Source organism: Pseudobacter ginsenosidimutans, assembly GCF_007970185.1.
GTDB lineage: Bacteria > Bacteroidota > Bacteroidia > Chitinophagales > Chitinophagaceae > Pseudobacter > Pseudobacter ginsenosidimutans.
In genome coordinates this window covers 7,166,706-7,178,943 of sequence record NZ_CP042431.1, presented here as the reverse complement: position 1 = coordinate 7,178,943, position 12,238 = coordinate 7,166,706, and the positions used below count along the sequence as shown (strand labels likewise).

Sequence of the window (12,238 nt, the reverse complement as noted above, 5' to 3'; positions counted from 1 at the left end):
GCCTGGTGAGCTGCCTGATTCAAGTTACGAAATATTATGGTTCACTCAGTTCACGCTGGCATTGAAGCGGAAACCAACGCCGTGGATGGTTTCCAGCACTACTGAGGGATCAGCTTTGAAATATTTGCGGAGCTTGGTCATGAATACATCCATACTACGGCCGAGGAAATAATCGTCTTTTCCCCAGACATTGAGCAGTACCTCTTCGCGTTTGAGGATGCGATTGGCATGTTCGCAAAGGAACTTGAGCAGGTCGGCCTCTTTTTGCGTGAGTGTATGCGTTTCGCTTTTTGCATAAAGCCTGAGGTCTGTATAAGAAAAGCGCAACTCGCCGATGGCGTATTCCTGTACCTGGTCTGCATGGAGCTTGCGTGTGCGGCGGATGAATACATCCATGCGCAGCAGCAGTTCCTGCATGCTGAATGGTTTCACAATATAGTCGTCTGCTCCGGTGAGGAAGCCCTTGATGCGGTCCTCTTCCATGGATTTGGCAGTAATGAACAGGATGGGCACCACATCACTTTGCTGACGGATCTTTTTGGCAACAGTGAAGCCATCCTTGAAAGGCATCATCACGTCAAGCAGACAAATATCTGTTTGTGTTTTATCGAAATTATCGATGGCTGCCTGTCCATCTGCATACAGGTTCACTTCATAACCCGCTTCCGTGAGATTGTCTTTTATCACATAACCAAGTGAAAGATCATCTTCGGCCAGCAGCACTTTTAATTTTTTGGATGCCATAGGTCAGTTGTTTAATTGCCGGGCAATAGCATTTTGAATTCAGTTCCGATGCCTGGAATACTGTTGATGGTGATCACGCCATGATGAGCGTCGATGATGCGTTTGACGAAGCTCAGCCCTAATCCGAAGCCTTTTACATTGTGGACATCGCCGGTAGGAACGCGATAGAATTTCTCGAACAATCTTTTGTGGTATTTCTTGTCGATCCCTATCCCGTTGTCTTTTATCGAAATAAATATATGATCATTTTCTTTACCGGCGCTTACAATTATTTTGGGATCAGGCGCATATTTCAGGGCATTCTCCAGGAGGTTCACGATGGCGAGTTCAAGATGCGCGCGGTCTGCCTGCAATTCCAGATTTTCTGTTTCAGGTAATTGTAAATCAAGACTGGCTTTCTTCTCCACGGCCAGAGGCTGGATCTTGGTAATGGCTTCGTCCAGCAGATCGTTTACGGATACATGGTTTTTCTGGATCGGTAATTCTTTTCTTTCCGTGGCTGCCACCTGTAACAGGCGTTCCACCTGTTTTTGCAGGTGCATGGTTTGATTCTGGATGATCATGGCATACTGGTGCAGGCGTTCAGGTTGCTGTATGATCTTTTCCTGCAGCAGCACATCGGAGGAGATCTTCATTACAGCCAGCGGCGTTTTGAATTCATGGGTGAAATTGTTCACGAAGTCTTTTTGTATCTCGGCCAGGAATTTCTGCCGGTAGAAATAAAACAGACTGACGGCCAGGCCGATCAATACAATAAAGAGGACGGCGCTGCTGATGAACCAGAAATTCATCTGGCTTAGCACGTATTTGTTGCGGTGAGGGAAATAGATGAGTACATAATCATGCTGCCTTTCATAAACAGGAAAAGGGAACACCACCGGATCATAACGGGCTGCTGCTGCGGTTATATATTCGCGTGAAATGTATTTTTGTTTTCCTGAATTATAGAAACTGATATGTGCATCGGTGAGAACGTCGAAATCGTTGAGCTCATCTTTGAGATACCAGATGAGGGAGTCTTTGTTGTAATTAGAGCCTGTTCTGAACAGGAAATAATCAGGTGAAGGATGTTCAATATAATCCTGCAGATGATTCACCGGTGAGTCCACCAGTTTCACGTCTTCATAAAGTCCCCGGATACTCTTCACCACGTTCATGTTGAAGGTCTTTTGCTCGAGGGAGTATATCTTATTGAGCCAGTACAACTGCACCCCAACAATTACGATAATGAGCAGGGTGGCTGTGAGCACAATCCATTTGAGGGTTTTGGAACGCATACCGTCTATATAAGTACCAATGGCAAATTTGCTTCTCATTATGGACAATAATTTTTTTTACTGGTCAAACAACATCTGCTTAACACAAGTTAACTGCCGGTTAAAGCGTTAGTATGTATATCGATGGTCAGTTTAATGATTTAGATTTAGGTAAGTTAATTGTTCAATCAAAATCCCCTGTTATGAAAAACCTCCTGTTGTCAAAAAAGAAAAAGCTGTAGCCGGCACCACCCAAAAAGCACGCCCTGTTGTAAAGAAATGGAAAGCCGTGAGCGATACTGCCAGGAAGGCCCGTCCGGTTTATGCTTCCAAAGGAGCAGGTCCGGCAAAGAAAGATGGCACTCCAGACAGAATTTACAAGGCCAACAAAGACACTACTGTGGTAGTGCATCGTAAAAAAGATGGGACGCCCGATCAGCGTTACAAAAAAAATAAGAAAAAGAGCTAAGGTTGGTTTTATTTGCGTCTATGCTGCGCCGTCCTTTGTGGGCGGCGTTTTTTTTGCATCGTCCGTTCCGGTACTCTTCCTGTATTCTTCTTTGATCAGTGATTGCAGCAACCGGATCTGGTCAGCCTGTGCTTCCATCAGTTTCTTGAACTGTTCTTCCAGGAGCAGGTCCATTTTCTGATGCAGGGTCCTGATCTCGATCTCTGCTTTCAGGTTCACGATATAATCATTTTCATTACGCTTCCGGTCTTTTTCCTCCTGTCTGTTCTGGCTCATCATGATCACCGGCGCCTGCACTGCCGCCAGGCAGCTCAGCACCAGGTTCAGCAGGATGAAAGGATAGGGATCGAATCTTTTTTCCTGTGGTAACTGCAGGTTGAAAATGATCCAGATAATGAGGATGCCCATAAATGAAAGAATGAATTTCCAACTGCCTCCAAACCTGGCTACCCTGTCTGCAACGCGTTGGCCGGTACTGAGCTTCTCTAACGAAGGCTCTTCAATCTTCTGTAAGATCAGTTTTTCCTGCTCTACTGCCTGGCAAACGATATCATGAAGTTTCCTGAGATGATCATTCTCGGTGTCCAGCAGGTTATGGATATATTTTGCCTTTTCGGGATTCATAGCAATTCATTTTACTATGAAGTTACTGTTTCGGATGCACACCTGAACAACCCGCTTAGCCAACCGTTAACACTCGTTAAACCGCGGTTAAGCAGACTTCAAAAAAGCTGATGGAAAATAATAATGGATAGCTTTATGTCGTAATCAATTCTCTCATTTAAAATCATACAGAAGATGAAAAAGTTATTGATCGTTGCGGGATTCGTATTAGCTATGACAGGATTGGCCACCGCGCAGACCACACCTGCCAAAACTCAGGCAAAAACTGAGAAGACAGAAAAATCCGCACCTGCCAAAGGCTCCACAGCCAAACACGCTCATCATGCCAAAAAACATCATGCAGCGAAGCCCTCAAAGTAACCGGCATCACATCATATTCAACAGTTACAAATAAACAATCTACTTCGAAGCAACATTAAGAAACTAAGCAATAGCATAAACTAGGTTTGTATTAGGGGTTTTTATGAACGTCGTACAGGGATAAGTACGGCGTTTTTTTATTTCGTTCCTGGGGCGTTTTTTGAGGGATGTTTTTTTATTGTGGCGGGAGGGGCGCAAAGGATATGCAGGGGCGGTTGGGAAACAAACCGGCGCGGGAGAATGTTGGTTGAGCTTTTGATTGGTGGGGTTGGGCTGTGGTGCCCGGCCGGGCTTTTACGCTTATGTTTCCTGGACCGCCACTGCATATCACTTTGCGCCCACCTCCCCGGACGTGTAACACCAATTGTCCCCATTCTTCCACTCACTCAATAAAAAAGGAGAGGGGGGATGGGGAAAAGTGCATCACCCGAAGTAAATGTTGCATTGGGTGCCTGAGGAGGATAGTGGTTGATTGATTGGTTGATTGATTGATTGGTTGGTTAATGTTTGATGTGTTGCTGATTGTTAGCAGGCTTATTGAAGACTGATTGGTGAAAATGTAGCTGATGCGTTGCCAATTAATTGCTTGTTGATTGTTGGTTAAATGTTGGTTGAAAGCAGGCTTATTGCTGCCGGTTGCTTTTTGATTGCTGATATGTTACTGATAAGAAGAGAGCAGCTCTTAGTATTTCAAAAAAATGCCGGGCTAACAATGATGCCTATGCGGAAGGGGCCGGGAGCGCGGGGATGGGGAAAAGGGCCTATGAAACATAAGCGAAGAAGATCATAGCATTACTACAGCCCAACCCTTCCAATCCATAGCTCAGATAACCAACAAATGCGCCGGTTTGTTTCATCAGCCCGACTTCACCATCCCCCGATCCCGGCCTGCAACACCACAAAAAAAAGCCCCGGCAAAACCGGGGCTCTAAAATATAATCAACAAGTGATATGATATTATGCTTTCCTGGCAACAGGCGCTTTCGGTTTTACCGGAGTTGATGCTGTATTTGCTTTGGGAACTTCACCCAGTGGTTTGTCTTTTCCAAAGTCAACCAGGATCGGAGCAGATACAAAGATAGAAGAATACACACCAGTCAGTACACCGATCAGCATCGCGAATGCGAAACCTTTGGTTACCTCACCACCTACCAGGAAGAGGATCAGGATGGTCAGGAACACAGTGAAGGATGTCATAATGGTACGGCTCAGGGTATCGTTGATCGCTTTGTTGATGATGGTGGTCTTGTCGGCACCGATCATTTCGCGGCTGTATTCGCGGATCCGGTCGAACACGATCACCTTGTCGTTCATCGAGAAGCCGATCACCGTCAGGATCGCAGCAATGAAGTGCTGGTCAACTTCCAGTGAGAATGGCATCACGTCTTTCAGGAAGGAGAATACTGCCAGGGTAACCAGTACGTCGTGCAACAGACCTACGATGGTTCCGAGTGAATACCTCCAGTCGCGGAAACGGAGAAGGATATACGCTGCGATGATGAACAAGCTCCAGAAGGTGGCCCACTGAGCGCCTTTTTTCAGGTCATCGGAGATGGTGGCGTCAACGCGTTTGAAGCCCTGAACATATTTGGTGTTGAAGTCTTCATGAGTGGCTCCTTCTTTCAGGAAGGGCTTCAGGCCGTCGTACAGTTTGTTCAGCACTACAGAGTCGCCGGCAGTTCCAGCCTGCTCGATCATATAGTCGGTAGTGATGTCCAGCTGGTTGGTAGCACCATAAGTCTTAACAACCGGAGTTGCCTGGAAGGCGTGCTCGAGGGCAACGCGTACCTGCTCGGGGTTGGTGGGTTTATCGAATTTCACCACGTAGCTGCGGCCACCGGAGAATTCTACACCATATTTGAAACCGTTGATCAGCGCGCCGATACCCAATGCGAGGATCACGAAGGATACCATATAGGTTTTCTTACGCAGTTCGATGAACTTGTAAGCAGCATGCTTGAACACTTTACGGCTCAGCGGAGTGAAATAGTTGAAGTGACGGTTCTTTCTTGTCCAGAAATCGCTGATCAGTCTTGATACCAGGATACCGCAGAAGAGCGACAGGATGATACCGATGATCTGAGTGGTAGCGAAACCGAGTACAGGACCGAGACCGAAGTAGAAAAGGATGATAGCGGTCAACAGGTTGGTGATGTGGGCGTCGAACACAGGCGCCATGGAGCGCTTGTAGCCATCGATCACAGCCTGCTGGTAGCTCTTGCCTTTGGTAAGTTCCTCCTTGATACGTTCGAAGATCAGTACGTTGGTGTCTACCGCGATACCGATGGTGAGTACCAGACCTGCGATACCCGGAGCAGTGAGCGTAGCGCCCATGGCACTGAGCACACCCACAGTGAAGAGCAGGTTGAGGATGAGGGCGATATTAGCCACCCAGCCGCCGGTGTTGTAATAAACGATCATCAGCAGGAAGATCACTGCGAAAGAGATGGCGAAAGAAAGTATACCACCTTTAACGGCAGCCTGACCGAGGGTAGGTCCTACCACTTGTTCCTGAACGATCTTGGCAGGAGCTTCCAGTTTACCTGATTTCAGGATACTGGAGATGTCCTGTGCTTCTTCGATCACGAGCTGACGATTTTGAGTGCCGCGGCCCATGGTGATGCGTGAGCTGCCACCATCGATCTTTTGCTGAACATTCGGTGCTGTATAAACGATATCGTCCAGTACGATGGCAATCGACTTACCGATATTCTTTTCAGTCATACGCGCCCAGGTGCTGGCGCCCGCAGGGGTCATGGTCATGGTAACCAGAACCTCGTTGGTAACGGGGTCGAATTCCTGTTTGGCATCTTCGATGGCTTCGCCTTCCAGTTCTGCGCCTTCTTTACCAGGGATGGTTTTGATAGCGTAGAGGTTGAGGGCGGGGATCAGGGTGCCATTGGCATTCCTTTCCTGTTTGCCCCAGAGGAATTTGATATTGCCGGGGAAGTTATTGCGTACCGCAGGGATGGCCAGGTAGCTGTTCACGGCACCTGTATCCTGCAGACGGGATGTTCCGATGAAGTTGGAATATACAACGCGGCCAGATGTTGGGTCCTGTTGTGGTTGTGCAGGGAACAGTTTCTGGAAGAGAGGATTCATTTTGGATGAGTCCACTTTTGCAGAGCTGGTAGTATCAGGTATGATATTGCCGAGTGAGTCCACTTTATTGCCACCGGCGAGGTAGCCTTCGAGTGTTTTGTCGGCAGCCTGCAGTGAGCCTGCGATCTGTTCCAGGGTGTATACTTCCCAGAATTGCAGGTTGGCAGTTGATTGCAGGTATTTCCTTACACGCTCGGGATCGCTGGCGCCGGCCAGTTCCACAGTGATGATACCTTTGGTCTCATCCAGTGAAATGGTAGGTTGAGCTACACCGAATTTATCGATACGCTTTCTCAGTACCTCGTAGGTCTGAGCCATTGCGTTGTTCGCCTGCTCATTGATAAAGGTGGTAACCTGGTTATCGGATGCAGTATTGGCGAGTTTGTTATTTGGATTGGCGAAATGAGGAGCCATGCGGGCACCGGCATTCACTTCCTTGAAAGCAGTGGCGAAGAGAGCGATATAGTTCTGGTCACTATTCAGCTTTAACTGGTTAGCTCTTTCAATAGCTTTTACGATCTGAGGATCTTTGGGATTGTTGGCAAGGCCTTTGATCAGTCCATCCAGTGCGATATCGAGTGTTACGTTGATACCACCCTGAAGGTCGAGACCAAGTCTCAGTTCGCTTTCTTTAGCTTTCTGGTAAGTCTGTCCCCACCATGTGATCTTGGTGTCGGCAGTGCTGTCAAGCAGTTCCTGCTTGCGTTTTCTCAGCAGTTGGTCCAGAGTGTCCTGGTAAAGGGCAGCAGCTTCTTTGTCGCCCGGGAACTTCGTAGCGGCTGTAGGGTAGGCTCTTTTGATCTGCTGCAAGGCTTTCTCACCCATGGCCTTTTCGTGCTTGTTCACGAACCAGGTAAAAGAAAGCTGGTACAGCGAGATGCCTATTAAAAGGGCAGTAAAAATGCTAACCAGTGCTCTCATTTCAGTGTTGTTTATTTTTTTAGGAGTTGGCAAAGATAGGGTTTTCAGGCAGAATCGGAAATACGAAAATCAGGCTGCCAGAGGGGTTTCTAACTCCTGTCCGGACGGGGATTCCGGGCATTTCTGAACCAATTTCAATATGACCTGCAACTGTTATCAAACTTTGCGTGGATTTTGTAATTTTCGGCAATGAAAATACGTGTTCTGGCTCTGATTTGCTTATCCTCTTATCTTTTTTTGTCATGCAAACAACAGAAAGAGATACAGAAGCTGTCCGAAAAACGCATTGAAGAAGCCGCTGCAACCCAGCCCCCGCCTGTATTACCGGCTGAAATACCAAGCGGGAAGACGGACTCCCTGCTCCTGTCCATTTTACAGCAATACCCGCAGTATTTCGATTCCATTCTGCGTAAACCCGATGATTACCGGGTGCAGATCATCTATACGCAGATCGATCGCGGCCCCAACAACATGCCGGTTTTCACTCCATATTATTACCAGGTGGACCCCAACCGGTACTTTTACCCGGCCAGTACGGTCAAAATGCCAACGGCATTGCTCGCACTGCAAAAGCTACACGAAATGAAACTGCCGGGAGTGAACAAGTTCACCACCATGGTGACCGATAGCGCTTACAGCCGGCAAACGCCTGTGTTCAATGATCCCACCACACCGGACGGCAAACCCAATATCGCCCAATACATCCGGAAGATCTTTATGGTAAGTGATAATGATGCGTATAATCGTCTGTATGAATTCCTTGGACAACAATACCTCAATGAAGAACTTCGAAAGAAGGGATACAGTTCCACCGAGATCATCCATCACCTTGAAGTGGTGATGTCGCAGGATGAAAATCGTCATACCAATCCTGTTACCTTTTTCGGTCCCGCCGGCGACACGCTCTTCCATCAACCCATGCAGGTAAGCGCCCTCGCGCCACTGGCCCGTCATGATTTCCTCGGCACCGGATTCGAGCGCAACGGACAACTGGTGAAGCAGCCCTTCGATTTTTCAAGAAAGAACCGCATCAGCCTCGAAGACCTTACCGGCATTCTCAAAGCCATCCTGTTCCCGCAGGCCGTGAGCGAACAGCAACGATTCAATATCGATGCCGATGATTATCGTTTCGTGTGGAAATACATGAGCCAGTACCCGCAGGAAAGCGTGTACCCGCCCTACGATACCAGCTTCCAGGACGCTTACGCCAAATACCTTTATTACGGAGCGGAAAAAGGCAGCCTGCCCAAACAGTTCCGCATCTTCAATAAGATTGGCGACGCTTATGGCTTCCTGGTAGATGCAGCCTACTTCGCAGACTTCGACAGGAATATCGAATTCATGCTCTCCGCCACCATCCTTGCCAATAAAGATGGTGTGTTCAACGATAGTCAATATGATTATGAGACCATCGGATTTCCTTTCATGAAGCAGCTCGGACGCGTGATTTATGAATATGAATTAAAAAGAAGCAGGAAAAACGCCCCTGATTTGAATGAGTTCAAATTGTTGTACGATAAGTAAGAAATCCGAAAGTCCGATTGAACGTTATGCCTTACTTTTGCGTCTCACGTAAAGCAAGCAACAGACAAACATTATGCAACTATCATCCCGATTGAACCTTTTCAACGAGCCAGAGACGTTGAAAATGGCAAAGCTCGGCCGCGAACTGCGCGCCAAAGGCTTCGATGTAATTGACCTGAGTTTGGGCGAACCCGATTTCGATACCCCTGAACACATCAAAGAGGCAGCGAAGAAAGCTATTGACGACAACTACAGCCACTACACGCCTGTAGCAGGTTACCCCGATCTGCGTGAAGCGGTTTGTTTCAAGCTGAAGCGCGACAATAACCTGGATTACAAACCTGAGAACATCATCGTTTCTACCGGCGCCAAGCAAAGCCTGGCCAACGTGGTACTCGCTACTGTGAGCAAAGGGGATGAAGTGGTGATCCCAACTCCTTACTGGGTTACCTACTCTGAAATTGTGAAGCTGGGCGAAGGTGTTTGCAAACTCGTTTCCACTTCCGTTGAAAATAAATACAAGATCACGCCTGCTCAACTCGAAGCAGCGATCACCGATAAAACAAGACTGTTCATCTTTTCTTCTCCCTGTAACCCCAGCGGTTCAGTGTACAGCAAAGCCGAACTGGAAGGACTGGCAGAAGTATTCCGCAAATTCCCCAATGTATTCATCCTCTCCGATGAGATCTATGAATACATCAACTTCGTGGGTAAACACGAGAGCATCGCACAGTTCGAAGACCTGAAAGATCGTGTGATCGTTCTCAATGGTCTGAGCAAAGGTTTCGCCATGACCGGCTACCGTCTCGGATATGTAGCTGCACACCCTGATGTGGTGAAAGCATGCGAAAAACTCCAGGGACAATTCACCAGCGGCACCAACAGCATTACGCAGCGTGCTGCTATCGTGGCGCTCACTTCTGATCTGCGTCCCACGGAGATTATGGTGGAAGAGTTCGCAAGAAGAAAGAAGCGTGTACTGGAGATCATCGCCGCAATTCCTGGTCTGGAACTGGCTGAGCCCGATGGTGCTTTCTACGTATTCCCGATCGTGAGCAGCTATTTCGGTAAATCCGATGGCAACGAAACTATCAAGGATGCCGATGATCTTTGTATGTATATTCTCAACAATGCACATGTATCTACAGTTACCGGCCGTGCATTTGGTGAGCCAACCTGTATCCGGATCTCTTTTGCGAACAGCATGGAGAAGATCGAAGAAGGGTGGAAGAGGATCAGCGCAGCGCTGGCTAAATTGAAGTAAGAGACTTTTTATAAAGATAAAACTCCGGCAATGCGTAAGCGCTGCCGGAGTTTTTTTGTTTGTAACGAGTTAACGGTAGTGTTACATTAAGTGTGTCACTTTTTAAAGATTGAGTTTTAATCTATCACTAAAGATAATGGATAATTGAGCCAATGTCTGGTTCCAGTTGTGGACAGGCTTATTCCACCTGGCACATATATTTTCCTGCACCAGGAATAAAAGCTTCATTAGGGCGTCTTCCGATTGGAAGGCGCCTTTTGATTTGGTGACAGCTCTTAGTTGACGATGGAAGCCTTCAATGATGTTAGTGGTGTACATGATCCTTCGAACATCTTTGTTATACTGGAAGTAGTTGCTCAGTCTGGGCCAGTTCTTTCTCCAGGATTCGATAACCTTCGGATAACGCTCTCCCCAGTTGGATTCCAGCTGATCAAGGCTGCGTTCCGCCAGTTCTATGGTAGTTGCTTTGTAGACGTTTTGCAAGTCTTTCATAAAAGGCTTGAGGTCTTTGTAAGAGAGATATTTTTGAGAATTGCGGACCTGGTGCACAATACATAACTGGACTTCTGTTTTCGGAAACACACTCTCGATAGCATCGGCAAAGCCAGTCAGGTTATCAATACAGGCAATGAAAATATCTTCCAGACCTCGGTTTTGCAGATCAGTAAGTACCTGCAGCCAGAATTTTGCACCTTCATTTTCTCCGATGTACATACCCAGCAGTTCCTTGTACCCTTCCTGAGTGAGGCCGATAATGCAATAGACAGCACGACTTACCACACGACCTTCATGACGAACCTTGTAATGAATGGCATCCAGCCATACAAACGGATAGACCCGCTCCAATGGACGACTGCGCCACTCCTGGATCAGGGGAAGAATTTTATCAGTAACACGGCTGATGGTTGCTGTGGAGGCTTCCAGGCCATACATATCCATCAGATGGTCCCGAATATCACTATAGCTTGCTCCACGAGCATATAAGGCTATAATCTGGCGGTCCAGATCTACTCCTAACGTCTTATGTCTTTTGGGAATCAGCTCCGGCTCGAAGCTGCCATTGCGATCACGCGGTGGGTTGATGTCTACAGTACCAATCGAAGTCTTTACCTGTTTGCGGCCTTTGCCATTCTTACGATTGTTCTCTGCAGGATCTTCCTCTAAATGAGCTTCCAGTTCCCCATCCAGAGCCCCTTCCAGGAACTCTTTCAGCAATGGGGTGAGTACTCCATCCTTACCTAAAAGGCTTTCGCCGTTCTTCAAACGACTTGTTGCCTGCTTCTTGAAGCTCTCGAAATCAAAGTTTTTCTTTTCCATGTTGCCAGTTTAAAGTTATTAAACTTTTTACTGACACACTTTTTGTAATACTCTCGAGTTAACCGGTTTCTTCAATTAAGATGGGTATGATCTTGCCTTCTCGGTTCTTTGCAAGTACAATGATGGAATCAAAGCCATTCCATTTAACGGTTTCAAATGGACGTTTTATTCCTCCGGGTAATTCTAACATCCCATTTTCGTCTACTTCATGGCCGAATTCATCATCGAAATCATAATTATATTTTAACCGCATTTGCAATTCGAAGAGCTCATTGCCGGAACTATCGGTATAGATATTATCTGCTGGTCTGTTGTTGATTTGTTCTTCCATGTATTCATCGCTGAACATAGCATCATATCCATGCCGGCAGCCGTCAAATAGTACAAAGCTGGTTGCCGATTCCGGCTCTGTAGCCAGCACCAACGCAGGAGCAAATGAAGTTCCGGTGATCAGGTTGTTATGTTTTTCATGCAGCTGCCCATAATACGAGATACGGAAAAAAGTCTTTCCATTTAATTCGAATTGCCCCATCCACTCTTTCCTGTTGAAGAACTGTTGCTTGTATACTGCATCAGGGATCACTTTCGGAGCATTATCGAATTCGTACTTCGGTTCCAGCAGCTTCTTAAGTTTATCGAAGATTCCCATCTGATTTT

10 protein-coding genes are annotated in these 12,238 nt (G+C 47.1%); 4 read left to right on the top strand and 6 right to left on the bottom strand.

Features of this window, described 5'->3' with window-relative positions:
- Window positions 1-45 precede the first annotated feature (45 nt).
- Together FSB84_RS27970 and FSB84_RS27965 are read right to left on the bottom strand one after the other, a co-directional pair.
- The gene (locus FSB84_RS27970; RefSeq protein WP_130543762.1) at window positions 46-744 is read right to left on the bottom strand and encodes a response regulator transcription factor; all 699 of its coding nucleotides are present in this window, start codon (window positions 742-744) and stop codon (window positions 46-48) included.
- 11 nt (window positions 745-755) lie between these two features.
- Window positions 756-2,060 (bottom strand): sensor histidine kinase, encoded by a 1,305-nt coding sequence (locus FSB84_RS27965; RefSeq protein WP_130543761.1) that lies wholly within the window; start codon window positions 2,058-2,060, stop codon window positions 756-758.
- Between the two features lie 229 nt (window positions 2,061-2,289).
- On the opposite strand from FSB84_RS27965, the gene FSB84_RS27960 reads away from it, so the two are divergent.
- Complete coding sequence (locus FSB84_RS27960; RefSeq protein WP_130543760.1) at window positions 2,290-2,469, top strand: hypothetical protein; 180 nt, start codon at window positions 2,290-2,292, stop codon at window positions 2,467-2,469.
- An 18-nt stretch (window positions 2,470-2,487) separates the two neighbouring features.
- Here FSB84_RS27960 and FSB84_RS27955 read toward each other — a convergent pair whose 3' ends face one another.
- On the bottom strand, window positions 2,488-3,093 hold the full coding sequence (locus FSB84_RS27955; RefSeq protein WP_130543759.1) for a DUF1003 domain-containing protein: 606 nt from the start codon (window positions 3,091-3,093) through the stop codon (window positions 2,488-2,490).
- Between the two features lie 174 nt (window positions 3,094-3,267).
- Here FSB84_RS27955 and FSB84_RS27950 point away from each other — a divergent pair, with 174 nt between their 5' ends.
- A complete protein-coding gene (locus FSB84_RS27950) occupies window positions 3,268-3,453 on the top strand; it encodes a hypothetical protein (protein WP_130543758.1) in 186 nt (61 codons plus the stop codon).
- A gap of 957 nt (window positions 3,454-4,410) precedes the next feature.
- Here FSB84_RS27950 and secDF read toward each other — a convergent pair.
- Window positions 4,411-7,476 (bottom strand): protein translocase subunit SecDF, encoded by a 3,066-nt coding sequence (gene secDF, locus FSB84_RS27945; protein ID WP_130543757.1) that lies wholly within the window; start codon window positions 7,474-7,476, stop codon window positions 4,411-4,413.
- Window positions 7,477-7,665: 189 nt separating this feature from the next.
- Between secDF and FSB84_RS27940 the strand changes: the two genes are divergently transcribed.
- Both FSB84_RS27940 and FSB84_RS27935 read left to right on the top strand, forming a co-directional pair.
- Window positions 7,666-9,000: a serine hydrolase gene (locus tag FSB84_RS27940; RefSeq protein ID WP_207234334.1), complete on the top strand. Its 1,335-nt coding sequence runs from the start codon at window positions 7,666-7,668 to the stop codon at window positions 8,998-9,000.
- Window positions 9,001-9,073: 73 nt separating this feature from the next.
- On the top strand, window positions 9,074-10,264 hold the full coding sequence (locus FSB84_RS27935; RefSeq protein ID WP_130543756.1) for a pyridoxal phosphate-dependent aminotransferase: 1,191 nt from the start codon (window positions 9,074-9,076) through the stop codon (window positions 10,262-10,264).
- A 102-nt stretch (window positions 10,265-10,366) separates the two neighbouring features.
- Here the strand turns inward: FSB84_RS27935 and FSB84_RS27930 are convergent, their stop codons facing one another.
- Entirely contained in the window at window positions 10,367-11,581 is a 1,215-nt protein-coding gene (locus FSB84_RS27930; RefSeq protein ID WP_130544592.1) for an IS256 family transposase, read from the bottom strand.
- Window positions 11,582-11,639: 58 nt separating this feature from the next.
- The gene (locus FSB84_RS27925; protein ID WP_130544259.1) at window positions 11,640-12,230 is read right to left on the bottom strand and encodes a hypothetical protein; all 591 of its coding nucleotides are present in this window, start codon (window positions 12,228-12,230) and stop codon (window positions 11,640-11,642) included.
- Window positions 12,231-12,238: the final 8 nt, after the last annotated feature.